The organism is Geodermatophilus sp. URMC 62, from assembly GCF_052931475.1.
The window spans coordinates 2,701,167-2,727,979 of record NZ_JBRFHY010000001.1 but is presented as its reverse complement, the minus strand read 5'-3'; the positions used below and the strand labels follow the sequence as shown (position 1 = coordinate 2,727,979).

The window sequence follows — 26,813 nt, the reverse complement described above, 5'->3', positions numbered from 1 at the left end:
GTGGGACGCCTCTCGACGGCACGACAACGCTTCTCAGACGAGGTCGCCAGATGAGTTTATGGGAGTTGAGGAGCCTTACAGTCATGAATGGCAGTACAAACAGTGCCACTCGGGATGACACTGAAGAAGGAACTACCCTTCTGGGGCCACCACCCGGGCCACCACCCGGGCCACCACCCGCGGGGCCACCACCCGCGGGGCCACCACCCGGGCCACCACCCGCGGGGCCACCACCCGCGGGGCCACCACCCGCGGGGCCACCACCCGCGGGGCCACCACCCGGGCCACCACCCGGGCCACCACCCGGGCCACCACCCGCGGGGCCACCACCCGGGCCACCACCCGGGCCACCACCCGCGAGCGACAGGGGAATAGCTAGGTGGTCACTAGTAGTCGCAATCCTCGCACTTATTATCGCGAGTATATTAGCACTGCTACAGTGGCTGAACCCTCAACCACCCGCGAACGCCGCGCCTGACCTACAGGTCGTTGAGGTGTCACTCGACAAGCTTGAGCAAGTCGATGTCAATGTAGATCCGGGCGAGGACGAGCCCTCCCATACAGTCCGTGAAGATGTTGCCACCGTGGACATCCTACTTCATAATTCTGGCGGGACCCCAGCGTTGGTGACTGAAGTATCATTCACTTTCGTTCGCGCAGAGGCCATGAGGGAATGCGTAGGACTCGGCGGACCGGTGTTAGTTTCTGCTCTCTATGACATTCAGGTACCTGCGGATGTGTCGGCCGCCCCATTCACGCGGAGCGAAAAGATCACGTTTTCGGTTAACCCCAACGAATATGACCGTCTGGCGATAACTGTCGGACCAGAAAACATACCGGAAACAGCACTGCCCTATCTGTACTCGATTGACGTCGCGCTGATTACGTCTGGCAACAATGAGCCTATCGACGCAGGAAGAGTCGCTATAGCTACCCCCATAAGCCACGTTGACTCGGCAATCATCAACGGTCAACGCGCCCTAGGACTCGAGCGCACTGACGTGGACGGAGGGCCTCTTTGTGTCAGGGAGAACTTTGAGCGCTTACAAACGGCGTTGGACTCAAGCGAAAAACGCTCACCCGAATTGTTGCGCCTCCATGACAGATATACAGTCCTGAATAGTTTCATCTCCGATCGGGACTCGGACACAGGCCCGCTCGGCAATCTCGACTGGACCTCCCCAGCACTGGCAGATCCAAACTGTTCTGAGCTTGGGTTAGATCCTCGCAGCGGACCAACCGTTTATGCGGATCTTACTAATGACGGCGTTAAGGACGCACTTGTGACATTTTCCTGCGAGACTTCCACCGGAGGTTATCCGGAGTATGTCCAGCTGTTCGACGGCGCGTCACCAACCGGGCGGCCACGAGCCCTCGCCGACTTGCCCTTAGATCCGAGTAAGGTTTAACTTGACCGAGCGGTAACCATCCGTAAATTATACGCGTCGCCGCTTGGCGCTCTTGCGATATATTCGGGACGTTCCGCCAGCAACCCATCTGAGGGCATTGTTGTCGTCATCACTGAGTATCGCTGGAAAGATGGACAGCTTCAATGGATTGACTAAAGGAGATTCGCCCATGCCCCGTGGAGGCCATTCCCGCTCCGGCCCCCCGCCGGACCCCAACTCCTTCCGCTCCGCGGCCCAGGGGGCCACCGGCTCCAGCGGCTGGATCCGGTCGTCCGTCCCGACCGATCCCGCGCCGGCCTGGCCGATGGGCGAGGCCACCGAGGAGGAGGCCGCACTCTGGGCCGATCTCTGGACCCGCCCGCCGGCCTCGGCCTGGGGTCGCTTCCACCTCACCCGAGATGTGGCCGTCTACGTGCGGACCCTGCTGGCCTTCGAACACGGTGGGCACTCCAACGCCGCGCTTGGCTCGCTGGTCCAGCGCCTCGCCGACCAGCTCGGCCTGACCGTCGCCGGGGCTCATCGGAACCGCTGGACGTATCCGGACCCGGCGAAGGACCGGCCGGCCACGGTCACCGCGTTGCCCTCCGTTCGGCCTCGCACCGGCTCCCGCGCCAAATGGGCCGACAAGGTCATCCCCGCCAGCCAGCCCGACAAGCCGCCGTTCTGATGGCGCGGCGCGACCCCTACCGCCGCCGGAACACCGGCCGTGGTCGGCGCTGGGCCATCGAGACCACCGACGCCAACTTCGACATCAACCCAGCCCCGGCCGTGACCCTGCCGCGGGCTCTCCCGATCGACCTTCCGCTGTCCGTCCCCACCTTCCCTGAGATTCCATTCCGATCCTGACGCTCACTGCTACGCCGACGCTCGTCGCCAGCTCTGCGATGGCGCTGGTCATCGTGACCAACACCGGCGCCAACCCCGCCCGGGTCGTCACCACGGCCGGCGACCCCGACCACGGGCGCATCATCGCGCCCGGCGCGACGGTCGAGCTGACCTACGCCGGCCGTTCGACGGTGCTGCGCCTGGCCAGCGATGCCGGCACCACCGTCGATGTCGGGCTCTACAACATCGCTGACGTGCGCGCCGACGCCGCGGAGTTCTACCGCGTGCCGGTCGAGCTCATCCGCGGTCGCACCAAGGCCGAGATCGCCGCGTCCGCCGCGTCGTTCCTGCGCCACGAGGGCGGCGCCGCGTGACCGCCGAGAAGATCGCCGCCCTGGAGGCCGCGATTTCCGCCGCCCAGGCCACTCTGGAGCGCGCCAAGGCTGAGGCTGCCGCCCAGTCCACTGGCGAGCCGCCCGAGCCGACCGCACCCCGCCTGGCGACCTGGGAGGACGGCGTGGCTGCCGCCCGTGCCAAGTACGGCAATCGGGTCGCCGGCCGCGCCAACGGCGGCGCCGAGGGCGGTGCCGCTCCACTGACGGGCGCCGCCGCGGGGATCGCCGCTGCCCGCGCCCGGATCGCAGCCCGGAAGGGCCGGCGATGACCGTCCGCGTTCACCCTAAGCGGGCCGCTCAGGCCGAAGGCGGAGCCCACGTGATCTTATCCGTGCCCTGAGCGCTCGCGAGTTGCTCCTCGTCGAGCGACCCGTCGGTCAGGTTCGCCTCGTCGAGCCAGGCGCCGGTCAGGTTCGCGCCGGCGAGCCAGGCGCCGGTCAGGTTCGCGCCGGCGAGCCAGGCGCCGGTCAAGTTTGCCCCGAAGAGCCGGGCGCCGGTCAAGTTCGCCCCAAAGAGGTTGGCGTCGGTCAGGTTCGCCCCAAAGAGGTTGGCGTCGGTCACGTTCGCCCCGGCGAGGGTGGCGCCGGTCAGGTTCGCGCCGGCGAGCCAGGCGCCCGTCAGGTCCGCCCTGTCGAGGTGAGCGCCGGTCAGGTCCGCCCTGTTCAGGTGAGCGCCGGTCAGGTTCGCCCCGGCGAAGGTGGCGCCGGTCAGGTCCGCCCCGAAGAGTCGGGCGCCGGTTAGGTCCGCCCCGGCAAGCCGGGGGTCGGTCAGCTTCGCCTCGTCGAGGTCGGCGTCGGTCAGGTCCGCCCCGGCGAGGGTGGCGCCGGTCAGGTTCGCCCCGTCGAGGTCGGCGTCGGTCAGCTTCGCCTCGTCGAGGGTGGCGTCGGTCAGGTCCGCCCTGTTGAGGGTGGCGCCGGTCAGGTTAGCGCCGCTCAGGTCGATGGGGCGCTCATCTTCCACGGGATCCCGGCGGCCGAGCACGGTAAGAACAGCCTGCACGTCCTCGGCGGGATGACCTGGAGCCGGTGCCTGAGAACCCCGCGCCGGTAGGGCCGGCCGCGGGCTGTGTGGAGCATGCTGACGGACGAAGGCGGCAAGGGCCTCCATGATCGTCGGCTGGTCGGCCGGACTGTCGTGCATCAGTCGTTCCAAGGCGTAGATGCCACCGAGGCGGACCTCGATCTTCTCGTCGCCGAGTTGCTCAACGGCCTTGGAGTAGCGATCGGTGATATGACCTTCCCGGTTGAGCCGATACGTCTCCTGGCCTAGCCGGTAGGTGCGGGCGGTGAAGGCCAGACCACCGGCGGCACCGAGGGCGGTCAGGGTGAGAGCCAAGCCGGTGCGGGTGTTGGTGATCGCCTGATGCCGGTCTGCGGACTTCGGGATGTGGGGGTGCTCGGTCAGCAGCGGTGGCAGCACCCAGACGACGAGCACGAGGGCGGCGACGACGAGTAGACCGGTGTACGTCAGGAGTAGCGGGCGCCGCTGCTGCAGACGCTTGCGGACCGACCCCTTGGTCCAAGGCTTCGGTGGCAGGGGCAGCGCCGTCCCTGCGAGGAGGCCGACAGCCAGGACCGAGCCGATGACGATCGCCCATGTCCGCACCACGGCAACTGTGTAGCGCACCGGCCGTAGATGGCCTGCGGCAGCGTGGCCTTCTGCGTTCACATGGGCTGGCGGACTCGCGCGGCGATGAGGACGTTCACCCGGCGCTCACGCGCTTACGCGCTCACGACGTCAGATAGCTACGGGTGGCACGCGGACCCATCCGCCAGCTAACTGCCAGCCGCCTCCTACCTGATGGCCAAGGTCTGTCAAGAAGGCTGCGGGCGTGGACGAAACGTTACAGATCCGTCTCGTTCGCCGGTCAGCCGCCAGAGCCCCGGGTTACCGTCCCGGTCGGCAACGCACACCCAACGGGGGGTCGAAGTGAGTACACCGAACCAGCCAGGCGACTGGCAGCAAGCGCCGCAGGGCTGGCAACAGGGCCCGCCTCCGCAGGGCTGGCAACAGGGCCCGCCTCCGCAGGGCTGGCAACCGCAAGGCCCGCAGGGACAGCAGTACGGCCCTCCGCCGGGCTGGGCGCCGCCGGGAGCATCGCCACAGGGCGGTGGACAGCCGCCGAAGAAGAAGCGCCGACTGCTCCGAGTGTTGTTGATCGGCGTCGTGGCCCTTGTCGCCGTCATCACGCTCGCCGCCGCCTTCTCCGATGGCAGTGGCGACCCCGAGTCGACGGTCTCTGGGGACACCGGCGGCACGGGTGAAGGTGAAGCTCCGGCGGGGCCGACCTTCCCCGGCCAGCAGGACGGGGACACCGTCGCCGAGGTCGGTCAGACGATCACCATCGACGGCGTTGAGATGACGGCCGCCCCGCTGGTTCAGGGTGAGGCGTTCGGTACCACCCCGGTCGTCTGCAGCGCCGTGAGCATCGTCAACGGCTCTGATGAGTCGGTCAGCTTTAACCCCTTCTACTTCGCGCTGCAGGACCCTGCTGGCGCTTCGCGGTCAACGACGGTCGGTGGGTCGGATGCGCTGCTTGGTAGTGGCGACCTGGCGCCCGGCGGCACCGTGGCCGGTGATGTGTGCTGGGAGGATCCCGGAGCACCGGGGCAGCATGTGATCATGCACGATGCCCTGTGGGGTGATCGGGCGGCCTGGGTGCAAACTCGCTAATCCCGTTGCCCACAGGCACCGCAGCGGTCCCGAACGACGACCTCGCCGCTGCCTGAGCCCACAGGAGCCCCCTGACTTTCCCTGCGGAAGTCAGGGGGCTCTCTGCGTATACACGCCTGGCGGAAATGAGACCGCTCATCCGCCAAGTTCCGAGACCCGGTCGTCGTGCTACACAGGAGGCGCCTCACTCGACCGGCTGAGGCGCCTCCTGTCCCTGGGAGACGGCCCGATGTCTGAGCCTGACGCGGATCCTCCGTTGATCCCTTCCCCCGAGGGGTGCGGCGCTGATCGTCGCGCTCATCCAGGACCCGCGAGTTCGGGACGTCGTCGCGCCACTGGCCGCCCAGGCCGCCCGCGAGGAACGCACCCTCGCCGTCCTCCTCGGTGACGAGCCCTCGGCGATGGAAGCCGAAGACACCGGGGCGATGCCCCTGGCCCCTCCCGGCCGGCCACCGCCACCGCGTTGGCCCCGTCGGGAGACGTAGCTTCCTGCATTCACACGGGCTGGCGGACTCGCGCGACGGGGACGACGTCCACGTGATTGCCCCGGCCCCACTCCGTCGGCCGCGTGTACCGCACGTGCGCGACCCAGCCCCGTCCTCGTCCTGCCGCCGGCCGTAGAGCAGGCCGGGGAGCCACTCGCCGTCGCGCTCAACCTCCACGGCCGCCGGCTCGTCCTTCCACATCCACCCGGCGCTCACGGCGTTGACGCTGCTACCGAGATGTGACGTCTCAGGACGGCGAAGGGCGCCCCGGTCCGTGGAAACGGCCCGGGGCGCCCTCCAGGGGTGCTGCGCCGGTCAGGCGATGCTGGTCAGGCGATGGAACGCACGTTGGACAGGTCCGGACCGGTCCGGCCGTTGGCCGCGCCGTCGGTGTCGACGATGGCGCGCAGGACCAGCCCACCCTGCAGCTTGATCAGCCGAGAGGTCAGCGTGGCCAGGTAGCGCACGCCCACCCGCGGGTCGAACACGGTGCGCGGCGTGACGTCCAGCGCCGCCTGCTTGACCTTGGACGCCAGCTCGGCGGGGCTGGGCTGGTAAAGCCAGGCCGGACCCGCCGGGCCCTGCGGACCCTGCACGCCGGGCAGGCCCACCGGGCCGGTCGGGCCGGCCGGGCCCTGCTCGCCCTGCGGGCCCTGCAGGCCGCGGACACCGCGCTCACCCTGCTCGCCGCGTAGACCGGGCAGGCCCTGCACACCGGGCAGGCCCTGCTCGCCCTGCTCGCCGGTCTCGCCGATCACGCCGCGCGGGCCCTGGGCGCCGCGCAGGCCCTGCTCGCCCTGCAGCCCCTGCTCGCCGACCGCACCTCGCGGGCCGGTCTCGCCGCGCGGCCCGGGGAAGCCCGCGGGGCCCTGCGGACCCTGCTCGCCGGGGCGACCGGTGGAGCCGGGCAGACCCTGCTCGCCCTGCGGGCCGGTCTCCCCCTCCGGACCCTGCTCGCCCCGCGGGCCGGCCTCGCCGAGCAGCCCGGGCAGGCCCTGCGGGCCGATCGGGCCCTTCTCACCGCGCTCGCCGACCGGGCCGACCGGACCGGTCAGGCCCTTCTCACCCTTGTCACCGCGCTCGCCGACCGGGCCGACCGGGCCGACCGGGCCCTTGTCGCCCTTGTCTCCCCGCTCGCCGGCGGGGCCGACCGGGCCCTTGGGCCCCTTGTCGCCGGGCTCCCCCGCGGGACCGACCGGACCGGTCGGGCCCTTCGGACCGCGGTCGCCCTCCTCGACGGTGACGTCGACGGGAACCTCGACGGTCTCGCTGCGTGTCGTGCTCTTGGACTGCGCCATGGAGAACTGGCCTCTCAGATCGGTGGTCATGCGGCAGGCGGCGTCGTTGGATCAGCCACCCGCGGTCGGAGTCCGGCAGCCTGCGTCGTTGCGGGAGACCCGGCCAACACCGGCGCCACCGGCATTAGCTGTGGTCCGGCCCGAAGGCCCGCTTCCACCATGCCCCTCGTGTGTTACATGAAGCGCCCGGCCGCGGTGAACAGGAACACAACACGGCCGCCCCGACGCCATCGCCGAGGTCACGAGGCGTTCTGGTTCCAACACCTCGGGCAGGTGGTAAGGGTCACCCGCCAAGATTCGAGACGGCGCCGTCATGATACAAATGAGATGCCTCACTCGGCCGGGTGAGGGGCCTCCTGTCACAGGGAGACGGCCTAATGCTGGAACCCGAGTCTGACCCTCCCTTGATCCCCTCCCCCGAGGGCTGCGCCGCACTCATCGTCACGCTCATGCAGAACCCGCGAGTTCGGGACATCGTTGTGCCACTGGCCGCCCAGGCCGCCCGCGAGGAACGCACCCTCGCCGTCCTCCTCGGTGACGAGCCCTCGGCGATGGAACCCGAAGACGATTGGCTGACCTCCTCACTGCCGCCGTCCCGCTGGGGCAGGGCGACATCATCATCCGCCCGGCGCCGGAGGAGTCCACCTACGACGCCCTCGGCGAGCTGAGCTGTCAGCTCCGTCGCATCCGCCGCGGTGCGGGTGGTCGCCGCCGCTGACCCCGCGGCCGTGACGGCCACTCCCGCGTCTGCACACGGGCGTGGGAGTAGCTACACGACCTGACCAGCCGGTGGGCCGGCCAGCGAGGTAGGGCCGATCGCGGCGGCAGGGGCCTCCTAATGGCGCCCCCGCCGTCGCGGTCGGCCGTGCCCCTGGTCACGATGCGCGGGTGACCAACTCCGAAAGCGTCAACGGCCCGTCTCAGGAGCCTCCCGAGTGGCTTCTCGACTTCCTCCGCCAGGTAGAGGGCAAGGGGGCCCCCGACGACCTCCGGCTCAAAGCCCGCATCGCGCGAGAGAGCTTGGAAACCGGGGAGTTGCCCGTTCTGGCCGATCTCGGCTCTCCCGGCGCGACGACTCAAGTACGGCTGGGTGCGTGCGGCGAGCGCGTATACGAGGTCTCGGTGGTCGACCTCCTGCCCGCCACGGACGACGCCCAGCACGCGCTGGAGGCCATCAAGGGCAAGGTGCCTCCGCAGGTGTTCGCGTTCCTGTGGAGGCGGGCGGAGGCCGCGGGGGACGCGCTGTTGATCGAGTTGATCATCGAAGTCATCTCACGCGGACAGGGGCCCATCTTCGGACTCTGACGCACAACGGCCCCGTCTCCCCCATCACGGGGAGGCGGGGCGTTCGTCGTTTCCGAGAGAAGAACCGCTGGGGTCGAGCACGCGCCGGGGTGCTCGACAACCTGTGCCCATGCGATGAACAACGACCACACCGCCGACGCCTACCGCGAGGCTGCTGCCGCCCTTGTCCGTGATCTACCGCCCCTGTCCGCGGCTACCCGACGCCGTCTGTACGACGTCGCCGCCCGGTCGTCCACCTCCCGCAAGGCCGCATGACCGAAGGCCCCGTCCCCCTGTCGTCCAGGGAGGCGGGGCCTTCGTACGTTCAGGAGGCTTCCGCTTGCAGCCCGCGCCGCTGACCTGCGAGGATAACTGGTATGGCCGTTACCGACCTCCAGGGGTCGGTGTGCACCCAGTCGGTGGGGCCGCGGCGGTCGAGCAGCCGCTGGTCGGTCGTCGTCCCGACCGTCTGCGCGTCCGGCTCGCCGCCGCGCAGCACGACCGGCCCGCGGTGGCGGGTCGGGCGCGGCTTGCGGGCGCCGTCGGGCGGCGGGGTGGTCGTCATGCGCTTCCTCCGGACAGGTAGGCGGTCAGGGCGTCCTCGGCCGGCTGCAGGCGCTCGACCAGGACGTGCTCCTCGCGGGTGTGGGCGAGCTGAGGGTCGCCCGGGCCGTAGTTGACCGCCGGGATGCCCAGCGCGGCGAAGCGGGCGACGTCGGTCCAGCCGAGCTTGGCCCGCGCCGGGCGGCCGACGGCGGCGACGAACGCCGCGGCGGCCGGCTCGGTGAGGCCGGGCAGCGCACCGCCGGCGTTGTCGGTGACGGTCAGGGTGGCCCCGGCGGCGATCGCCTCGGCGAACACCTCGCGGACGTGCGCCTCGGCGGCGTCCTCGTCGCGGTCGGGCGCGTAGCGGAAGTTGACCGTCAGCGCGGCCTCGTCCGGGATGACGTTGCCGGCCACGCCCCCGGAGACGCCCACGGCGTTGAGGCCCTCGCGGTAGTGGCAGCCGTCGATGTCCACCTCGCGCGGCCGGTAGGCGGCCAGCGCGGCCAGCGCCCCGGCCAGCCCGTGGACGGCGTTGACGCCCAGCCAGCTGCGCGCGCTGTGCGCCCGGCGGCCCCGCGTCTCCAGCCGGGCGCGCAGCGTGCCCTGGCAGCCGGCCTCGATCTCGCCGTCGGTGGGCTCGAGCAGGACGGCCAGGTCGCCGTAGAGCCAGCCGCGCCGCTCACGGACCACCCGCCCGAGGCCGCTCTTGACCGCCTCGACCTCCTCGTTGTCGTAGAACACGAAGGTCAGGTCGTGCGCGGGCCCGGCGCCCGGGACGCCGAAGCGGCCGGCCAGCCGCAGCATGACCGCGTCGCCGGACTTCATGTCACTGGTGCCGCAGCCGTACAGCCGCCCGGTGGTCTCCTCGAGCCGGCCGGGCACGTTGTCGGCGATCGGCACGGTGTCCAGGTGCCCGGCGAGGACGACGCGGGTGTCGCGGCCCAGGTTCGTGCGGGCGAGCACCGTGTCGCCGACCCGCTCGACCTCCAGGCCGCCGAGGGCCCGCAGCGCCGCCTCGACCGCGTCGGCCAGCACCCGCTCGTCCCCGGAGACCGACGGCGTGTCCACCAGCACCCGGGTGAGCGTGAGGACGTCGGCGGACAGGTCCAGCTCGAGGGGGCCGCTCACGGTGACCGAGCCTACGGCGGGCTCCCCCACCGGCCGTCCCAGCGCGCCGGGCTCGGTAACGTCGGGCCGTGACCGACCCCGCCCGCTCCGCCGTCGCCGCCGGTCTCGCGACCGTCACCTCCTCCAGGACCGTCCTCGACACCTGGTACCCCTCACCCGCGCTCGGCGGCGGCGGGGAGACCGGCACCCGGCAGTTGGGCACCCTCGAGCTGGAGGGCGAGCTCGGCCCGGAGTTCTCCGGCCTGGTGCGCACCGACGACGTCCGCGGTGTGGAGGTCGTCGGCGTCCGCACGACGATCGCCGACCTCGGCGCCCCGCCGGCCGACACCCACGACGTCTACCTGCGGCTGCACCTGCTCTCCTCGCGCCTCGTGCGGCCGCACGACGTGGACCTGGCCGGCATCTTCGGCCTGCTGGCGAACGTGGCGTGGACCAGCGCCGGTCCGGTGCTCGCCGCCGAGCTGACCCCGGCGCGGCGGGCGGCGCTGCGCGCGGCGCACGGGCACCTGACCGTGCTGTCGGTGGACAAGTTCCCGCGGATGGTCGACTACGTGCTGCCCTCCGGCGTGCGGGTCGCCGACGCCGACCGGGTGCGGCTGGGTGCGCACCTGGCCGAGGGGACGACGGTCATGCACGAGGGCTTCGTCAACTACAACGCCGGCACGCTGGGCCCCTCCATGGTCGAGGGCCGGATCAGCGCGGGCGTCGTCGTCGGCGCCGACAGCGACATCGGCGGCAGCGCGTCGATCATGGGCACGCTCTCCGGTGGCGGCAAGGAGGTCGTCTCGATCGGCAGCGGCTGCCTGCTGGGCGCCAACTCCGGCATCGGCATCTCCCTCGGCGACGACTGCGTCGTCGAGGCCGGCTGCTACGTCACCGCCGGCTCGCGGGTCACGCTGCCCGACGGCTCGGTGGTCAAGGCCCGCGAGCTCTCCGGCCGGCAGGGGCTGCTGTTCCGCCGCAACAGCGTCTCCGGCGCGCTCGAGGCGCTGCCGCGGTCGGGCCAGTGGGGCGCCCTCAACACCGCCCTGCACGCCAACACCTGAGGACCCCTCCGCCAGCTCACCGCTCGCGAGCTCGCGGCGGGCCCCTGCGGAGGGGCCCCCTCCGTCAGCTCACCGCCGCGGCTGCGGTCACGTGCTCGAGCAGGGCGACGGTGAACTCCTGCGGGCGCTCGACGTGCGGGGAGTGCCCCACCCCGGGCAGGACCACCTCGCGGTAGCTGCCGCCGGCCGCGGCGTAGCGGTCGAGCACGGCCCGGGTCTGGGCGACCATCGGCTGCGGCGGGCAGACCTCCGCCCCGGGCCAGCCGGGCACCGCCCCGAGCTGCCCGAGGAACGCCAGGTCGAAGGCCGAGGTGTCCGAGACGATCGCGTCGGCGTCGCCGCGGACCCACAGCACCGGCGGCCCGGAGGGCAGGTCGGCGACGCCCGAGACGTCGAACACCGTGGGCGCCATCGTGTTGAGCACCCCGCGCGGCCCGGGCGCGGTCCCCGGCCAGGTGTCGCTGGGCACGGCGTCGCCCGGGTAGTGGTCCTCGCCGGTGCGGGTGGAGAGCATCGACGCGACGAACACGTCCTCCAACGCCGGGTCCAGCGGCAGCGAGCCCGGCGCCACGTAGAAGGCGCGCAGGACCGACCGCGGGCTGCTCGGCGCGGCGTCCGTGGTGTCCCCGGCGGCGATCGCGGCGACGAACTCGGGGTTGGCCGCGCCCCCGCCCGAGCCCGCCCCGTCCGCGGAGAGCCGCCGTCCCCCCGGACCGGCCGTCCCGCCGAAGCCGTACGGCGACACCGGCGCCTGCAGGGTCACCGAGGCGACCCGGCCGGGGGCGTCGAGCAGGAACTGCAGGACGACGCCCGCGCCCATGCTCCAGCCGACCAGGTGCACCCGGTCGAGGCCGAGCGCGTCGAGCAGCGCGCCGAGGTCGTCGGACCAGTCCCGCACCCCGCGCCGGGCGTCGACCGGCAGCGGGTCGGTGTCTCCGAAGCCGCGCAGGTCGACGGCCAGCACCCGGTGGCCGCCCGCGGCGACCGCCGGCAGCGTCTGCTGCCAGAACAGCGCCGAGCTGACGTTGCCGTGCACGAGCAGCACCGCCTCGCCCGGGCCGGCGGGGTCGGTCCCCTCGGGGTGCAGCACGTTCTGGGTGAGCCGCGCGGTGGGCACCCGCGTGGCGGTCACCCCGGGGAGCAGGACGTCGGGCACGGGGCCTCCTGGACGACGGCGGATCGGAACGCACACCGTAGCGACGGTGATCACACCGCGACAGCGCCGCGGCCGTCCCAGGCACACCACCGGTCCCCCCGAGGTCCGGGGACGCACCCGGTGCCCGACCTACTCTCGGGACCGATGACGAGCGCACGGACCGGTACCCGCCCCGCGGCCCGCCGGACGACGACCGCTCGCCGTCCCCCCGCGCGCACGTCGTCCGCCCGCAGGGCACCCGCCCGCCGGCCGGCCGCCCGCGGCGCCGCTCCCCGCGCGCCGGCCTGGCGGCCCGGCCTGCGCCGCCGCCTGGCCTCCTGGGGCTGGCTCACCGCGGTGCTCGCGGTGGTCGTGCTCGTGGCGGTCACCGCCTCCGCCGAGGAACCCGCGGTCTCCCTGGCCACGGCGGAGTGCACGGTGCCCGAGACCGGCGTCGAGCTCAGCGCCGAGCAGGTCGCCAACGCCCGGACCATCGCCGGGGTCGCCCACGACCGCAGCCTGCCCGAGCGGGCCGTCGTCATCGCCCTGGCCACCGCGATGCAGGAGTCGACGCTGCACAACCTCCCCTACGGTGACCGGGACTCCCTGGGCCTGTTCCAGCAGCGGCCCTCGCAGGGCTGGGGCACGCCGGAGCAGGTGCAGGACCCCGTCTACGCGGCCGGCCAGTTCTACGACCGCCTGGTGCTGGTCCCCGCCTGGGACACCGGCCGCCTCACCGAGGTCGCCCAGGCCGTCCAGCGCTCCGGCTTCCCGGAGGCCTACCAGCGCTGGAGCGACTTCGCCCAGTCGCTGACGACGGCCCTGCGCTCGGACGACTTCGCCCGCGGCTGCGGCTGAGCGCCGCTCAGGCGGTGAGGCGCGCGACGGCGGCGTCGATGCGCTCGTCGGTGGCGGTCAGGGCCATCCGCACGTGGCGGGCACCGGCCGGCCCGTAGAACGAGCCGGGCGCGGCGACGACGCCCAGACCGGACAGCCAGTCGATCGTCGTCCAGCAGTCCTCGTCGCGGGTGACCCACAGGTACAGGCCGGCCTCGGAGTGGTCGATCCGCGCGCCCGTGGCGCGGACGGCCGCGGCCAGCCGCACCCGGCGGGCCCGGTAGCGCTCGCGCTGGGCGTCGACGTGCGCGTCGTCGGCCAGCGCCGCGGTCATCGCCGCCTGCACCGGCCCGGGCACCAGCAGCCCCAGGTGCCGGCGGACCTCCCACACCTGCCGGACCAGCGCCGGGTCACCGGAGAGCAGCCCGGCGCGGTAGCCCGCCGCCGTCGACTGCTTGGACAGCGAGTGCACCGCCAGCAGGCCGGTGTGGTCGGCACCGGCGACGGCGGGGTGCAGCACCGACCGCGGCTCGACGTCCCACCCCAGCGTCGCGTAGCACTCGTCGGACACCACCGGGACGCCGTGCGCCCGGCCCCAGGCCACCCAGGCGCGCAGCTGGTCGTCGGTGAGCACGCGGCCGTGCGGGTTGCCCGGGGTGTTCAGCCAGACGAGCACCACACCGGCGGCGTCGTCGGGCGGGGTGTCGGTGCGCCGCACCGCGAGGCCGGCCAGCACCGCGCCGACCTCGTAGGTCGGGTAGGCCACCTCGGGGAGGACGACGGTGCCCTCCCGGAGGCCGAGCAGGGTGGGCAGCAGCGCCACGAGCTCCTTGGAGCCCACGGTGGGGACGACCGACGGGTCGGCCCCCAGCGGGTCGGCGAGGGTCACGCCCAGGCGCCGCTGCAGCCACCCGGCCGCGGCGGTGCGCAGGTCCCGCGTGCCGAGGGCGGTCGGGTAGCCCGGTGAGTCGCCCGCTGCGGCCAGCGCGGTCCGCAGCACGTCCGGGGTGGGGTCGACCGGGGTCCCGATGGAGAGGTCGACCACCCCACCGGGGTGCCGGGCCGCGCGGGCGCGGGCGGCCTCCAGGCTGTCCCAGGGGAAGTCGGGCAGCGGGCCTGCCGCCGTCCCCGGGGTCGTGGTGGTCAGTGCCCCTCGCCCTGCGGCGGCAGGGCGGCGACCAGCGGGTGGTCCTTGGCGATCTTGCCGGTCTTGGCCGCGCCGCCGGGGCTGCCCAGGTCGGAGAAGAACTCCACGTTGGCGTTGTAGAAGTCCTTCCACTTGTCCGGGACGTCGTCCTCGTAGTAGATGGCCTCCACCGGGCACACCGGCTCGCAGGCACCGCAGTCGACGCACTCGTCGGGGTGGATGTAGAGCATCCGCTCACCCTCGTAGATGCAGTCCACCGGACACTCGTCGATGCACGCCTTGTCGAGGACGTCGACGCAGGCCTGGGTGATCACGTAGGTCACGGTGGGTCCTCCCGGGGGACGTGCGGGCCGCGGTCCGGCGACGGGCCGGACCTGCGCGGGTCTGACCTCAGTATGGCCCCGCGGTCCCGCCTGAAACCCGACGGGTGGACGCGTCCTCCCCCGGTGGAGGAGCGCCGCGGCACCCCGCAGGATCGGCGGCGTGGGACAGAGCCGATCACCGCTGGGCGTCGCCGACCTCGAACGGCTGGCCGCCCGCGGCTGGCGGGCGCCGGAGGAGGAGCCGCTGGGCGGGTGGCTGCTGCGCGCCGGGGGCGGGTTCACCGGCCGGGCCAACACCGCGCTCGTCGCCGGCGACCCGGGCCGGCCACTGCCGGAGGCGGTCGAGGCGGTGGCCGGCTGGTATGGGGCGAGGGGCCTGCGGCCCGGCGCCCAGCTGCCCGGCGTGCAGGCCCGCGCCGCCGGCACCGCGTTCGCCGCGGCCGGGTGGGAACGCGACGAGGACGTGCTGGTCCTCACCGCGCCGCTGGTGCCCGGGGTCAACGGCGGCGCGCCGGTCGACCTGGACCCGGAGCCCGACGACGGCTGGCTGACCGCGTCCGGCCACCTGGGCCGGACCGACGCGGCCACCGCCCGCGCGGTGCTGACCAACGCCCCGGAGGTGGTCTTCGCCTCGGTGCGCACCGACCCGCCCCCGGCGCCGCCGGTCGCCGTCGCCCGCGGGGTGGTGACCGACGACTGGCTCGGCGTCACCGCGGTGACCGTCGCGGAGGAGCACCGCCGCCGCGGCCTGGCGACCGCGGTGGTGGCGGCGGTGTCCCGGTGGGGCGCGCAGCGCGGCGCCGGCTGGGTGTACCTGCAGGTGTCCTCCGCCAACACGCCGGCGCGGGCGCTGTACCGCCGGGCGGGCTTCGTCGAGCACCACCGCTACCACTACCGGTGGGCGCCGGCCTGACGCCGGTGCCGCTCCCCCGGCAGACGGGGCCCCGCTGTGGCGGCGGGTCGCCGGGTCCCGCCGTCCGGTGGTCGCCGGCGGTCCGCGAGGCGATCGCGCGCATCGTGCTCGAGGGCGCGCTGGTCGTGGAGAACGCGCTGCTGCGCGCCACCGAGCGGCTGCGGCCGGCCCAGCTGTCCAACGAGGTGCACCAGGACCCGCTCACCGGGCTGGCCGACCGCCGGCGCTCCACCGAGGAGGTGGAGCGGACGATCCACACCGAGCCGCACCGCTCCTGCGCCGGCAACGACAGCGACCGGCTGCGGACCCTGGAGCAGCTGTGCACGGCGCTCGACACCAGCTGGTGCCGCACCACCAGCCCGAGCTGGACCTGCGCACCGGCCGGGTGGTCGGCGTCGAGGCGCTCGTGCGGTGGGAGCACCCCGAGCGCGGCCTGCTGACCCCCGACGTCCTCCTTCCGCTGGCCGAGCAGGCCGGGCTCGTGCGCCGGCTGACCCTGCGGGTGCTGGAGTGCTCCCTGCTGGACCTGCGCACCTGGCGCGACGCCGGCCACGACCTGACGCCGGCGGTCAACCTGTCGGTGTCCAACCTGCAGGACGTCGCGCTGCCCGACCAGGTGGCGCTGCTGCTGGAGACGCGCGGCGTGCCGGCCTCGGCGCTGGTCCTGGAGACCACCGAGGACGTGCTCGTGGCCGACGCCGTCCGCAGCCAGCAGGTGCTGGCCGCCCTGCGCCGGCTGGGGGTGCGGCTGTCGGTGGACGACCACGGCACCGGCTGCTCGTCGCTGACCTACGTGCGGGCGCTGCCGGTCGACGAGATCGAGCTCGACTGCAGCTTCGTCATCTCGCTGACGCGGACCCGCGGGCCAGCGCGATCGTGCGCAGGGCTGGCACGTGGCCCGCCCGATGCCGGCCGAGCGCTTCCTCGCCTGGCTGGAGCCGCACCCGGCACGTCGGGCGGTGACGCACCCGGCGAGCTGACGCTCACCGCGGAGCGGGCCGGCGCGCGGTCAGGACCCGGCCGACGGCGAACGCGGCGGCCAGCACGCCGAGGCCGAGGAAGGCGAGGGTCACCACGCCGAGCCCGCCGCTGCCGACGGCGACCAGGTCACCCTCGGGACGGCGCACCGTCGCGGCCAGGGCGACGAGCAGCCAGGTGAGCGCCGGCAGCACCCCGACGGCGCGGGAGCCGGAGAGCCGGTGCGCGCCGGCCACCAGCAGCAGGTTCCCGGTGACGGCGACGGCGACCGCCAGCGGCACGAGGACCCCGAACAGCCGCAGCGGCAGCCAGAAGACCTCGACCAGCGCCAGCCACCCGGCGACGGCGACGGCCAGCACCGCCGCACCGACCAGCTCCCCGACGCGGCGGCCGGTCACGCGAGACCGGCGAACAGGTCGTCCTCCCAGCCGTGCGGCCCCTGCCCCGCCGGGCCGCGCTCGCCGCGCACCAGCCGGTAGTGCTCGACGGCGAGCACCTCCTGGCCCAGCTCGTTGGAGAGGGCGAAGAAGGGGCCGTCGACGGTGATCTGGGTGGCGTGCGCCCGCAGGGCGGCGTCCTTGCCGGCGGCGTGCGCCCGGCCGTCGACGGCGGCGGTGACCAGCTCGTCGGGGACGGCGAAGGGGACGTCGTCGACGCCTCCGGGCTGCGGCCGGAACGGGGCGTCCTCCCCCAGCGCCGCGAGGGCCTCGGCGCCCGCGCGCAGCACCGAGCGCGGCACGCAGGCCCAGTAGACCTTCGCGACGTCCCAGGCCGGGCCCAGCTCCGGCCGGTGGGCGGGGTCGGCGGCGGCGGCGACGGCGGCCATCGCCACCCGGTGCGCCTGGATGTGGTCGGGGTGCCCGTAGCCGCCGTTCTCGTCGTAGGTGACCACGACCTGCGGCCGTACCTCCCGGACGACGGCGACCGCGTGGTCCACCGCCTCGTCGAGGTCGGCGTTCCAGAAGGCGCGGGGCCGCTCGTTCGCCGGCGTCCCGATCATCCCGGAGTCGCGGTAGCGGCCCGCGCCGCCGAGGAAGCGGGTGTCGGTGACCCCGAGGGCGGCCATCGCCGCGGCCAGTTCGCCGATCCGGTACCCGCCGAGCTGGTCGGCGTGCCCGGCGGCGAGCAGCTCCAGCTCGGGGACGAGGACCTCGCCCTCCTCGCCGAGCGTGCACGTCAGCAGCGTGACCTGCGCGCCCTCGGCGACGTAGTGCGCCATCGTCGCCCCGGTGGTGATCGTCTCGTCGTCGGGGTGGGCGTGCACGAGCAGCAGCCGGCGGTCAGCGGTCACGGGCGCACATCCTCCCCGATCCGGCCGCGCGCCGGACGTGGCCCACCGCGAGGTCCTCCCTCACCGCGACGTCCTCCCTCACCGCAGCGCGTCCTCCCTCACCGTGCACCGTGAGGGAGGACACGCCGGGATCAGGTCACCTGATCGTCGCCGGCCTACTCCACGTCGAGCGGGACCACCATCCGCGCCTCGGCGAAGTGGCAGGCGCTCGGGTGCCCCTGCCCCCGGTCGACCAGCGCCGGCGCCTCCTGGGCGCAGACGTCCTGCGCCTTCCAGCAGCGGGTGCGGAACCGGCAGCCCGACGGCGGGTCGGCCGGGCTGGGGACGTCGCCCTGCAGCAGGATCCGGTCCTTCTGCCCGCGCAGGTGCGGCTCGTGCAGCGGCACCGACGACAGCAGCGCCTGGGTGTAGGGGTGCGACGGCGAGGCGTAGACCTGCTCGTCGGTGCCCTCCTCGACGATGGAGCCGAGGTACATGACCGCGACCCGGTCGGAGATGTGCCGCACCACCGACAGGTCGTGGGCGATGAACAGGTAGGACAGGCCCAGCTCGTCCTGCAGGTCCTCGAGCAGGTTGACCACCTGCGCCTGCACCGAGACGTCGAGCGCCGACACCGGCTCGTCGCAGACGATGATCTCCGGCTGCAGCGCCAGCGCCCGGGCGATGCCGATGCGCTGCCGCTGGCCGCCGGAGAACTGGTGCGGGTAGCGGTTGACGTAGTCGGGGTTGAGCCCGACCCGGTCGAGCAGCTCCTGCGTGCGCTTGAGCCGGCCCTTGCGGGGGGCGACGTCGGCGTGCACCGACCAGCCCTCGGCGACGATGTCGCCGACGGTCATCCGGGGGTTCAGCGACGCGTAGGGGTCCTGGAAGATGATCTGGACCTCGCGCCGGTAGGCCTTGAGCGCGCGGCCGCTCATGCGGGCGACGTCCCTGCCCTTGTAGAGGATCTCCCCGGCCGTCGGCCGCTCGAGCGCGACGAGCAGCTTCGACACCGTCGACTTGCCGCAGCCGGACTCGCCGACCAGGCCGACGGTCTCGCCGCGGTGCAGGGTGAGGTCGACGCCGTCGACGGCGCGGACGTGCCCGACCGTGCGTCTGAAGACCACCCCCTGGGTCAGCGGGAAGTGCTTCTGCAGCCCGCGGACCTCCAGCAGGCTCTCCCCCATCGCCCCCCGGACGCGCGACCCGGCGGCCTCGGTCGCCGTCGGCGTGCCCGGGACCGACGACGTGTCCGGGGACGTGCCCGGGGACGCCGCCGGGGCCGACCCCGCCAGGGACGACGCCGCGGTGGCGCCGGACTCACTCGGCTGCGACACCGAGGACCTCCTCGCTGTAGTGGCAGGCCGCCTCGCGCCCCGGGACGACCAGTCGCAGCGGCGGGACGTCGACCGAGCACTCGCGTCCCGGCGCGGCCTCGGCGCCCAGCCGGCGCCGCGAGCAGCGCGGGTGGAAGGGGCAGCCGCTCGGGATGCGCGCCAGGTTCGGCGGCTGGCCGACGATCGGCCGCAGCCGCCCGCCCTTGGCCTCGACCTGGGGGATCGAGCTCATCAGGCCGTCGGTGTAGGGGTGCGCCGGGCGGGTGAAGACGTCGTCGACGGTGCCGCGCTCGACGATCTCCCCGGCGTACATGACCGCCACGTCGTCGGCGACCTCGTTGACCACGCCGAGGTCGTGGGTGATGAGGATCAGCCCCATCCCCGTCTCGGCCTGCAGGTCCTTGAGCAGGTCCATGACCTGCGCCTGCACGGTGACGTCGAGGGCGGTCGTGGGCTCGTCGGCGATGAGGATGCGCGGGTCCAGCGCGATCGCCATGGCGATCATGACGCGCTGGCGCATGCCGCCGGAGAACTGGTGCGGGTAGTCGTCGACGCGGCGGGCCGCGGCGGGGATGCGCACGCGGTCCATGAGCTCGACGGCGCGCCGGCGGGCCTCCTTCTTGCCCATCCCCCGGTGCGCGCGGAACATCTCACCGATCTGGTAGCCCACGCTGTACACGGGGTTCAGCGACGACAGCGCGTCCTGGAAGATCATCGAGATGCCCGGACCGCGGATCTTGCGCTGGTCCTCGTCCGGCATCTCCAGCACGTTGCGGCCCTGGAACCAGATGCCGCCGCCGGTGACGACCGCGGGCGGGGTCTCCAGGATCCCCATGATCGCCTGGGCCGACACCGACTTGCCGGAGCCGGACTCGCCGAGGATGGCGAGCGTCTGTCCCGCCGCCAGGCTGTAGCTCACGCCGTTGACGGCGTGCACCGTGCCCGAGCGGGTGCGGAACTCCACGTGCAGGTCGTCGACCTCGAGCAGGGGGGTCCCCTCCCCGGCGAGCTCCGCCGTGGGCCGGGTCAGGTCGAGGTTGGTCATGCGCGCTGCCTCGGGTCGAGGGCGTCGCGCAGGGCGTCACCCATCATCACGAACGCCATCACGGTCAGGGTCAGGATGATGCTGGGGAACAGCACCAGGTGCGGGGCGGTGCGGATGGAGTCCCGGCCGGCCTCGAGCTGCAGGCCCCAGGAGATGGCCGGCCGCTGCAGTCCCACGCCCAGGAAGGTCAGCGTGGCCTCGGCGGCGATCAGCACACCGATGGTGATGGTCGTGTAGACCAGCACCGGCGCCACCGCGTTCGGCATGACGTGCCGCACGAGGATGCGCCGGCTGGAGGCTCCCATGGCGCGGGCGGCGGCCACGTAGTCGGAGCTCTTCACCGCGATGACCTGGGACCGCACCAACCGCATCGCCGTCATCCAGCCGAACAGCGCCAGCGCCACCGCCACCGCGCCGGGCCCGCGGCTGTTGATGACCGGGATGGAGGTCTCCGGCCCGACCCGCAGCAGCACCAGGGCGCCGAGGATGAGCGGCAGCGCGTAGAAGATGTCGGCGATCCGGGACAGGATGCCGTCGGTGACGCCGCCGAAGTAGCCCGATATCGCCCCGACGACCACACCCAGCACGAGGATCACGACGACCGCGACGACCCCGATGATCAGCGAGTTCCGGGCGCCGTACATCACGTTGGCCAGGTAGTCGCAGCCCTGCTGGTCGTAGCCGAACCAGTGGTCCGCCGAGGGCAGCGCCTTGGAGTTGGCCAGGTCGCACGCACGGGGGTCCTGCCCGCGGGAGAACCACTGGGGGGCGATCGCCATGAGCAGGAAGCCCAGCCCCAGGACCGCGCCGATCCAGAACAGCGGGTTGCGCCGCAGCTCGCCCCAGGCGTCGCTCCAGAGGCTGTTCTGGCGCTCGTCGGTGACGTCGACCGAGGGGCTGGCCAGGCCGGTGGTGGTCCCGGCCTCGACCTCGTCCTTGCGCAGGTCCACCTGCTGCTGGTCAGTCATAGCGGATCCTCGGGTCGAGGACGGCGTAGAGCACGTCGACGACCAGGTTGAAGAAGATGAAGAAGAACACCATCAGGGTGACGATGCCGACGACGACCGCACCCTCCTGCTGGCGGACGGCGTCGAAGACCTCCCGCCCGATGCCGGGGAGGTTGAACACCGTCTCGGTGATGATCGCGCCGCCGAGCAGGGTGCCGATGTCGGCCCCGATGAAGGTCGCGACCGGGATCAGGCTGTTGCGCAGGGTGTGCCGGACGATCACCGTCCGGTTGGGGAGACCCTTGGCCCGCGCCGTCCGCACGTAGTCGGCGCGCAGGTTCTCCGCGATGCTCGTGCGGGTGAGCCGGGCGACGTAGGCCAGCGAACCGGAGGCGAGCACCAGGCCGGGCAGGACGTAGCTGTAGAGGCCCTCGCGGGTGCCGGCGATCGGGAACCAGCCGAGCTTCAGCCCGAACAGCAGCTGGGCGAGGAAGGCGAGCACCAGGATCGGGATCGAGACGATCAGCGTCGTCGAGACCAGCACCAGGTTGTCGAAGAAGCCGTTGCGCCGGATGCCGGCGAGCACGCCGGCGACCAGGCCGATGACCGCCTCGAACACGATGGCGACGACGGTCAGCTCGACGGTGACGGGCAGCGTGCGCTCGATGGTGTCGAGGACCGGCCGGCCGCGGAAGTCGGTGCCCAGGTCGCCCTGGGCCAGGCCCTTCACGTACTCCCAGTACTGGACGTACAGGGGGTCGTCGAGGTGGAACCGCTCGCGGAGCACCTCGACGACGGCCGGCGAGACCGGGCGGTCACCGGCCAGCGCGCGGATGGGGTCGCCCGGCAGGGCGTACACCATCGCGAAGATCAGGAACGACGCGCCGATCAAGACCGGGATGGTGAGCAAGAGGCGGCGCGCGACGTAGCGGCCCATGGTCCCCCTCGGGGTGTGTGCGCCGCCGGGGTGTGCGGCGACGCGGTGTCCATCGTCCTCGCAGGCAGCGCACACACGCCGCCGGGGGCGACCGTCCTGCTCGGACGGGCGCCCCCGGCGGGTGGTGCGGCCCTCCTGGGCCGTCAGTCGTTGACGGTGACCTCGGACCAGACCGGACGCTGGAACAGGTCGATCCGGACGTTGCTCACGTGGTCGGTGGCCACCGTCTGGATCTTGGTGAAGAACATCGGGACGTAGGGCATGTCCTCGGCGATGAGGTCCTCGGCCTGCTGGTAGTCCGCGATGGCCTCGTCCTCGCTGGCCGCCTGGTCACCCTGGGCGATGAGGTCGACGACCTGCGGGTTGTCGTAGAAGCTGTAGTTCGAGCCGATCGGCGGGAACGACGACGGCGTGAACAGCGGGGTCAGGTAGCTCTCCGCGGCCGGGTAGTCGAAGCTCCAGCCGATCCGGAACGGGCCGGTGTAGCCCTTCTGCTCACCGAGGGGCAGGTACTGGGCGAAGTCCAGGTTCCCCCTGCAGCGAGAACTCCACGCCCAGGTTCTGCCGCAGCTGGTTGCCCACGGCCTCCATCCAGGCGTCGTGGCCGCCGCCGGCGTTGAACCACAGCTCGATCGGCTGGCTCTTGTCGAAGCCGGCCTCCTCGAGCAGCTGGTTGGCCCGGTCGGGGTCGAACGTGCAGTACTCGCAGGCGCCCTCGCGGTAGCCGTCGACCACCGGCGAGATGAACGAGTCGGCCGGGGTGCGGGTGCCGGAGAAGATGGCGTCGGAGATGGCCTGGCGGTCGACGGCCATCGAGATGGCCTGGCGGACGCGCGGGTCGGCGTAGCGCGGGTCGTAGGTCGGCATGCCGAGGTAGGTGATCTGCGAGACCTGGGTCTCGATGAAGCCGTCCCCGAACTCGTCGCGGGCCGACTCGATGACGTCGGGCGGGATGACGTCGACGATGTCGACGTTGCCGTCCTGCGCGTCGGTGTAGGCGGTGGCCTGGTCGGCGTACACGACGAACTCCATGCCGTCGCTCTGCGCCGCGTCGTCCCCGGCGTAGTCGTCGTACTTGGTCAGGGTGATGCCCTGTCCGGGGACGTAGTCGGTGTCGGCCTGGAACGGGCCGTTGCCGATCGGGTGGGTGCCGAAGCCCTCCGGGTCCTCGAAGAAGGCGTCGGGCAGCGGGTCGAACGACTGGTAGCCGACGACCGCCGGGAACAGCCGGAACGGCGCGCTCAGCTGCACCGTGAAGGTCTGGTCGTCGACCACCTGGACGCCGCTCAGCGTCTGGGCGGTGCCGTCCTGCAGCTCCTGGAAGCCGGCGACGCGGGAGAAGTAGGAACCGCCGTCCTGCGCGTTGGCCGGGTTGGCGGTGTAGTTCCAGGCGTCGACGTAGGACTGCGCGTCGACCGGCGTCCCGTCGTGGAAGGTCCAGCCGTCCTTGAGCGTGATCGTCCAGTTCTGGTTGTCGTCCGACTCGATCGACTCCGCGACGCCGGTGTACTCGACGGCACCCTCCTCGGAGTAGCCCACGAGACCGGTCCAGAGGGCACCGATGACCTTGGCGCCCTCGCTCTCGGTGGTGTTGCCGGGGACGAGGGGGCTCTTCGGCTCGTTGATGTAGGCGGTGAACGTGCCGCCGCCCTCGCCGCCACCGGAGCCGCTGTCGTCGCTGCCGCCACAGGCGGACAGCAGCAGCACGCCGGACAGGCCGGCCGCGACGAGCGCCGACCGGCGCTTGCTCAACTTCACGTGCGATGCCTCCCTCGTCCCGCGCGTGCGGGGGGAACGGACTGGTCGGTGCACACCCGGGGCGTGGCCGGGCGAAGACGTCCGTCGACCGGACACCGGGAACGGCCCTGGAGCGCCGCTGGCGACCCTAGGCACGCGCGGCGAGGACCGTCCACGACCGTCACCGTTTTGTGACCCGTGCTCACGACCCGGTCGTGCGCACTGCAATGTCCACGCCCCGCCGACCCGCCGACCACACGAGCTCCGGCGTCCCCCGCTCCGCACCGCAGGACTTCCGTCGTCGCGGTGATCGGGTGTCCGGACACCCGGGTGTGGGTACCGGTTGGGGAGCCGACGAGAGGAGCGCAGTCATGAGCGGCATCGACAAGGCGAAGAACAAGGCGCAGGAGCTGGCCGGCGAGGGCAAGGAGCGCGTGGGCGAGGCCACCGGCGACCGCGACCTGCAGGCCGAGGGCGCCAACGACAAGGCCGCCGGCAACCTCAAGCAGGCCGGCGAGAAGGTCAAGGACGTCTTCAAGTGAAGGACCCCGTCCTCCTCACCCCTCGCACGCTCGGGGTGAGGCTCTGGACGGGGCCGTAGGGGCCGTTCCGGCACCCCGCCACGGGGTCACCTCCTCAGGAGGTGGCGCCCGTGGCGTCTGGTCGGGGGCCGGCGAGCAGGGCCCGGACCGCGGGCAGCAGGGGACGGTCGGCGGGGATCCAGTCGAGGTCCTCGAGGTCGGGAGCGCGCACCCAGCGCAGGTCACGGTGCTCGTGCGCCACGGGCTCCCCCCCGGCCAGGTGGGCCGACCACACCCGCAGGGTCGAGGCGCCGGGTGCCCCGCCGGCGACGACGCCGTCGAGGACCACCTCGCCCAGGAACCCGCGCGGCAGGACGGCGACCCCCATCTCCTCGGTGCACTCGCGCACCAGCGCGGTCAGGTCGTCCTCCCCCGGCTCGACCTTGCCGCCGGGGAACTCCCAGCGGCCGGCCAGCGGTCCTGTCCCGCGCTGGGCCACCAGCACCCGGTCCCCGCGGACGATCGCCGCGCCGACCACCTGGACGACGTCGAGCGCCTGCAGGGCGGCCGCCGCGGCGTAGCCGTCGAGGTGACGGCGCATCGAGCGCAGCACACGACGCCGCACCACCCGGTCGACCGGCGCCGCGAGCGGGCCGGGCAGGCCGGTGTCCCAGGTGACCTGCTCCTCGACGCGGGTCCCCTCGGGGGTCGCCGTGAACGACCTCGTGTGGGTCAGCGTCCGCCAGCCGCGCCCCGGCCCGGCGGCGTAGACGTCGCGCACCGGGCGGACCGACTCGACCTCCTCCAGCGGCACCGGCCAGGGGCGGCCCAGCGCCCGGGCCACGTCGAACGCGACGGTCAGCGGCGCCGCCACGATGGTGGTGAACCCGAGCCGGTACACCGCGTCACCCTGGCAGACCGTGCAGGATGGGGCTGCAGGACTCGGCAGGAGGGATCGCTGCAGGACTCGGCAGACGGGATCCCCGCAGGACTCGGCAGGAGGGACCACAGTGCGCATCACCGCCCGGGTCGACTACGCCGTCCGCGCGGCCCTCGAGCTGGCCGCCGCGGCGCCGGGCGCGCTGACCTGCGACCGGATCGCGACGGCCCAGGGCATCCCCTCGCGCTTCCTGCAGGGGATCCTCGGCGACCTGCAGCACGCCCGGCTGGTCACCAGCCAGCGGGGCCGCGAGGGCGGCTACCGGCTCGCGCTGCCCCCGTCGGAGATCTCCATCGCCCGGGTGATGCGGATCGAGCAGGGGTTCCTCGCCGAGGTGCACGGCCAGCGCCCCGAGGACGTGAGCTACCCCGGCGCGGCCGAGGAGCTGGCCAGCGTGTGGGTCGCCGCCCGCGCGGCCTACCGCCGGGTGCTGGAGGAGGTCACCCTCGCCGACGTCGTCGCCGGGGAGCTGCCGTCACCGGTGGCCGAGCTGGCCGCCGTCGAGGGCGCCTGGCGCTCCTTCGGCGACGACCGCCCCCGCGACTGAGCCGGCTCACCCGCGGTCAGCCGGCGCCGTCTCCCGCCACAGCAGCGGTGTTGCGGCCAGCAGTGCGACCGCCAGCAGCGTGACGACCGCCTGGCCGACGCGTCCGGCCGTTCCGCCGGCCGCCGGGTCGAGCGCGTAGTTCGCCCAGGCGTTCGCTGCGGCGTCGGAGACGAGCACCGCCACGGCCAGGACGAGACCGGTGCGCCGACGCAGCGCGAGCAGGACGGCGGCCAGCGGGTCGAGCAGGGTCAGCGAGACGAAGTAGGCGCGCAGCCAGCCGGGCAGGCCGGGGTACGGGTTCCCCCCGCCCAGGACCACCTGGACGACGTGCACCACCGCGCCGTAGGCGAGGACGACGACCGCGCCGGCCGCCACGACCCGCGCCGACCGAGGCGCCCCCTGCCACCGGCTCCTCACCCCGGCAGGCTCCCAGGAGGGTCGGGTGTCGGTCGCGCGGGCCCGCTGGGCGAGACTCGGGACGTGAGCAGCGCGCAGCACGGTGGCGTCACCGTCTTCCTCACCGGACTCTCGGGCGCGGGCAAGTCGACCGTGGCCGACGCCCTCGTGGCCGACCTGGAGGCCGAGGGCCGGCCGGTGACCGTCCTCGACGGCGACGTCGTGCGCACCCACCTCTCCAGCGAGCTGTCCTTCTCCCGCGAGCACCGCGACCTCAACATCCGGCGGATCGGGTTCGTCGCCGGCGAGGTGGTGCGGCACGGCGGCACCGTCGTCGTCGCCGCGATCGCCCCGTACGACCGCGCGCGCGAGGACGCCCGGGCGCTGGTCGAGCAGCACGGCCGGTTCGTCCTCGTGCACCTGGCCACGCCGCTGGAGGTGTGCGAGGCCCGCGACGTCAAGGGGCTCTACGCCCGCGCCCGGGCCGGCGAGCTCACCGGGTTCACCGGCGTCGACGACCCCTACGAACCCCCCTCGCGGGCCGACCTCGTCATCGACACCTCGGTCACCCCGCTGGCCGAGTCGGTGGCCCGCATCCGCGCGGCCATGGACGGGCACGCGGACACGGCTCCGGGAGGAACGCCGGACGACGGGGCACCGCCGGCCGCCTGAGGTCCGGGTCGTCCGAGGTCACACCGGCCCGGGCCGGACGTG

Annotated in this window: 30 protein-coding genes and 1 pseudogene; 14 read left to right on the top strand and 17 right to left on the bottom strand. The window is 73.0% G+C overall.

The annotated features are described in order from the left end of the window. Window positions 1–132: 132 nt before the first annotated feature. Complete coding sequence (locus ACU616_RS13220; RefSeq protein ID WP_446758918.1) at window positions 133–342, bottom strand: hypothetical protein; 210 nt, start codon at window positions 340–342, stop codon at window positions 133–135. Between the two features lie 152 nt (window positions 343–494). Between ACU616_RS13220 and ACU616_RS13215 the strand changes: the two genes are divergently transcribed. The 4 genes from ACU616_RS13215 (at window position 495) to ACU616_RS13200 (ending at window position 2,898) form a co-directional block, all read left to right on the top strand. Continuing rightward, the gene (locus tag ACU616_RS13215; protein WP_446758917.1) at window positions 495–1,409 is read left to right on the top strand and encodes a hypothetical protein; all 915 of its coding nucleotides are present in this window, start codon (window positions 495–497) and stop codon (window positions 1,407–1,409) included. A 169-nt stretch (window positions 1,410–1,578) separates the two neighbouring features. Then, window positions 1,579–2,076: a hypothetical protein gene (locus tag ACU616_RS13210; protein WP_446758916.1), complete on the top strand. Its 498-nt coding sequence runs from the start codon at window positions 1,579–1,581 to the stop codon at window positions 2,074–2,076. A 217-nt stretch (window positions 2,077–2,293) separates the two neighbouring features. Continuing rightward, on the top strand, window positions 2,294–2,608 hold the full coding sequence (locus ACU616_RS13205) for a hypothetical protein (protein WP_446758915.1): 315 nt from the start codon (window positions 2,294–2,296) through the stop codon (window positions 2,606–2,608). Next, window positions 2,605–2,898 carry a hypothetical protein gene (locus tag ACU616_RS13200; RefSeq protein WP_446758914.1) on the top strand — a complete coding sequence of 98 codons (294 nt, stop codon included), beginning with the start codon at window positions 2,605–2,607 and terminating at the stop codon, window positions 2,896–2,898. Before ACU616_RS13205 ends, ACU616_RS13200 begins: the two co-directional genes overlap by 4 nt. Before the next feature lie 28 nt (window positions 2,899–2,926). On the opposite strand, the gene ACU616_RS13195 is transcribed toward ACU616_RS13200, so the two are convergent. Continuing rightward, window positions 2,927–4,255, bottom strand: a complete 1,329-nt coding sequence (locus tag ACU616_RS13195) for a pentapeptide repeat-containing protein (protein ID WP_446758913.1) — start codon at window positions 4,253–4,255, stop codon at window positions 2,927–2,929. 522 nt (window positions 4,256–4,777) lie between these two features. On the opposite strand from ACU616_RS13195, the gene ACU616_RS13190 reads away from it, so the two are divergent. After that, the gene (locus ACU616_RS13190) at window positions 4,778–5,302 is read left to right on the top strand and encodes a DUF4352 domain-containing protein (protein WP_446758912.1); all 525 of its coding nucleotides are present in this window, start codon (window positions 4,778–4,780) and stop codon (window positions 5,300–5,302) included. A gap of 814 nt (window positions 5,303–6,116) precedes the next feature. Here ACU616_RS13190 and ACU616_RS13185 read toward each other — a convergent pair. Then, the gene (locus tag ACU616_RS13185; protein ID WP_446758911.1) at window positions 6,117–7,115 is read right to left on the bottom strand and encodes a collagen-like protein; all 999 of its coding nucleotides are present in this window, start codon (window positions 7,113–7,115) and stop codon (window positions 6,117–6,119) included. 858 nt (window positions 7,116–7,973) lie between these two features. Between ACU616_RS13185 and ACU616_RS13180 the strand changes: the two genes are divergently transcribed. Then, window positions 7,974–8,390 carry a hypothetical protein gene (locus tag ACU616_RS13180; protein WP_446758910.1) on the top strand — a complete coding sequence of 139 codons (417 nt, stop codon included), beginning with the start codon at window positions 7,974–7,976 and terminating at the stop codon, window positions 8,388–8,390. Window positions 8,391–8,694: 304 nt separating this feature from the next. Here ACU616_RS13180 and ACU616_RS13175 read toward each other — a convergent pair whose 3' ends face one another. Both ACU616_RS13175 and dapE read right to left on the bottom strand, forming a co-directional pair. Further along, window positions 8,695–8,934: a hypothetical protein gene (locus ACU616_RS13175; protein ID WP_446758909.1), complete on the bottom strand. Its 240-nt coding sequence runs from the start codon at window positions 8,932–8,934 to the stop codon at window positions 8,695–8,697. Then, the gene (gene dapE / locus ACU616_RS13170; RefSeq protein ID WP_446758908.1) at window positions 8,931–10,043 is read right to left on the bottom strand and encodes a succinyl-diaminopimelate desuccinylase; all 1,113 of its coding nucleotides are present in this window, start codon (window positions 10,041–10,043) and stop codon (window positions 8,931–8,933) included. The genes ACU616_RS13175 and dapE overlap by 4 nt, the downstream gene beginning before the upstream one ends. 68 nt (window positions 10,044–10,111) lie before the next feature. Between dapE and dapD the strand changes: the two genes are divergently transcribed. Beyond that, window positions 10,112–11,089 (top strand): 2,3,4,5-tetrahydropyridine-2,6-dicarboxylate N-succinyltransferase, encoded by a 978-nt coding sequence (gene dapD / locus ACU616_RS13165; protein ID WP_446758907.1) that lies wholly within the window; start codon window positions 10,112–10,114, stop codon window positions 11,087–11,089. A 64-nt stretch (window positions 11,090–11,153) separates the two neighbouring features. On the opposite strand, the gene ACU616_RS13160 is transcribed toward dapD, so the two are convergent. Next, window positions 11,154–12,245, bottom strand: coding sequence for an alpha/beta fold hydrolase (locus tag ACU616_RS13160; protein WP_446758906.1), 1,092 nt, complete (start codon window positions 12,243–12,245; stop codon window positions 11,154–11,156). A gap of 144 nt (window positions 12,246–12,389) precedes the next feature. Between ACU616_RS13160 and ACU616_RS13155 the strand changes: the two genes are divergently transcribed. Continuing rightward, window positions 12,390–13,082, top strand: a complete 693-nt coding sequence (locus tag ACU616_RS13155; RefSeq protein ID WP_446758905.1) for a hypothetical protein — start codon at window positions 12,390–12,392, stop codon at window positions 13,080–13,082. Window positions 13,083–13,089: 7 nt separating this feature from the next. On the opposite strand, the gene dapC is transcribed toward ACU616_RS13155, so the two are convergent. Then, window positions 13,090–14,172, bottom strand: coding sequence for a succinyldiaminopimelate transaminase (gene dapC / locus ACU616_RS13150; protein WP_446761477.1), 1,083 nt, complete (start codon window positions 14,170–14,172; stop codon window positions 13,090–13,092). 32 nt (window positions 14,173–14,204) lie between these two features. Beyond that, window positions 14,205–14,531: a ferredoxin gene (gene fdxA / locus ACU616_RS13145; protein WP_075012384.1), complete on the bottom strand. Its 327-nt coding sequence runs from the start codon at window positions 14,529–14,531 to the stop codon at window positions 14,205–14,207. Window positions 14,532–14,691: 160 nt separating this feature from the next. Between fdxA and ACU616_RS13140 the strand changes: the two genes are divergently transcribed. From ACU616_RS13140 to ACU616_RS13130, 3 genes and pseudogenes are all read left to right on the top strand, one after another. Further along, a complete protein-coding gene (locus ACU616_RS13140) occupies window positions 14,692–15,444 on the top strand; it encodes a GNAT family N-acetyltransferase (protein ID WP_446758904.1) in 753 nt (250 codons plus the stop codon). A 5-nt stretch (window positions 15,445–15,449) separates the two neighbouring features. Continuing rightward, window positions 15,450–15,884 carry a hypothetical protein gene (locus ACU616_RS13135; protein ID WP_446758903.1) on the top strand — a complete coding sequence of 145 codons (435 nt, stop codon included), beginning with the start codon at window positions 15,450–15,452 and terminating at the stop codon, window positions 15,882–15,884. Further along, window positions 15,788–16,267 (top strand): annotated as a pseudogene (locus ACU616_RS13130) (EAL domain-containing protein); the annotation flags it as partial. The gene ACU616_RS13135 and the pseudogene ACU616_RS13130, both read left to right, overlap by 97 nt. Window positions 16,268–16,427: 160 nt before the next feature. Here the strand turns inward: ACU616_RS13130 and ACU616_RS13125 are convergent. From ACU616_RS13125 to ACU616_RS13095, 7 genes are all read right to left on the bottom strand, one after another. Then, window positions 16,428–16,820: a hypothetical protein gene (locus tag ACU616_RS13125; protein ID WP_446758902.1), complete on the bottom strand. Its 393-nt coding sequence runs from the start codon at window positions 16,818–16,820 to the stop codon at window positions 16,428–16,430. Then, window positions 16,817–17,713, bottom strand: coding sequence for an N-acetyl-1-D-myo-inositol-2-amino-2-deoxy-alpha-D-glucopyranoside deacetylase (gene mshB, locus ACU616_RS13120; RefSeq protein WP_446758901.1), 897 nt, complete (start codon window positions 17,711–17,713; stop codon window positions 16,817–16,819). The genes ACU616_RS13125 and mshB overlap by 4 nt, the downstream gene beginning before the upstream one ends. A gap of 155 nt (window positions 17,714–17,868) precedes the next feature. Beyond that, window positions 17,869–19,029, bottom strand: coding sequence for an ABC transporter ATP-binding protein (locus ACU616_RS13115; protein WP_446758900.1), 1,161 nt, complete (start codon window positions 19,027–19,029; stop codon window positions 17,869–17,871). Continuing rightward, a complete protein-coding gene (locus ACU616_RS13110) occupies window positions 19,013–20,074 on the bottom strand; it encodes an ABC transporter ATP-binding protein (protein ID WP_446758899.1) in 1,062 nt (353 codons plus the stop codon). The genes ACU616_RS13115 and ACU616_RS13110 overlap by 17 nt, the downstream gene beginning before the upstream one ends. Next, complete coding sequence (locus ACU616_RS13105) at window positions 20,071–21,042, bottom strand: ABC transporter permease (protein WP_446758898.1); 972 nt, start codon at window positions 21,040–21,042, stop codon at window positions 20,071–20,073. Before ACU616_RS13105 ends, ACU616_RS13110 begins: the two co-directional genes overlap by 4 nt. Continuing rightward, window positions 21,035–21,958 (bottom strand): ABC transporter permease, encoded by a 924-nt coding sequence (locus ACU616_RS13100; protein WP_446758897.1) that lies wholly within the window; start codon window positions 21,956–21,958, stop codon window positions 21,035–21,037. The genes ACU616_RS13105 and ACU616_RS13100 overlap by 8 nt, the downstream gene beginning before the upstream one ends. A gap of 495 nt (window positions 21,959–22,453) precedes the next feature. Beyond that, complete coding sequence (locus ACU616_RS13095; RefSeq protein WP_446758896.1) at window positions 22,454–23,716, bottom strand: peptide ABC transporter substrate-binding protein; 1,263 nt, start codon at window positions 23,714–23,716, stop codon at window positions 22,454–22,456. Between the two features lie 350 nt (window positions 23,717–24,066). Here ACU616_RS13095 and ACU616_RS13090 point away from each other — a divergent pair, with 350 nt between their 5' ends. Beyond that, entirely contained in the window at window positions 24,067–24,237 is a 171-nt protein-coding gene (locus ACU616_RS13090; protein ID WP_093583258.1) for a CsbD family protein, read from the top strand. A gap of 94 nt (window positions 24,238–24,331) precedes the next feature. On the opposite strand, the gene ACU616_RS13085 is transcribed toward ACU616_RS13090, so the two are convergent. Beyond that, entirely contained in the window at window positions 24,332–25,117 is a 786-nt protein-coding gene (locus tag ACU616_RS13085) for a (deoxy)nucleoside triphosphate pyrophosphohydrolase (RefSeq protein ID WP_446758895.1), read from the bottom strand. Between the two features lie 109 nt (window positions 25,118–25,226). Between ACU616_RS13085 and ACU616_RS13080 the strand changes: the two genes are divergently transcribed. Next, window positions 25,227–25,703, top strand: coding sequence for an RrF2 family transcriptional regulator (locus tag ACU616_RS13080; RefSeq protein WP_446758894.1), 477 nt, complete (start codon window positions 25,227–25,229; stop codon window positions 25,701–25,703). 6 nt (window positions 25,704–25,709) lie between these two features. Here the strand turns inward: ACU616_RS13080 and ACU616_RS13075 are convergent, their stop codons facing one another. Then, entirely contained in the window at window positions 25,710–26,120 is a 411-nt protein-coding gene (locus tag ACU616_RS13075) for a hypothetical protein (protein WP_446758893.1), read from the bottom strand. 63 nt (window positions 26,121–26,183) lie between these two features. Here ACU616_RS13075 and cysC point away from each other — a divergent pair, with 63 nt between their 5' ends. Further along, on the top strand, window positions 26,184–26,771 hold the full coding sequence (gene cysC / locus ACU616_RS13070) for an adenylyl-sulfate kinase (RefSeq protein ID WP_446758892.1): 588 nt from the start codon (window positions 26,184–26,186) through the stop codon (window positions 26,769–26,771). Window positions 26,772–26,813: the final 42 nt, after the last annotated feature.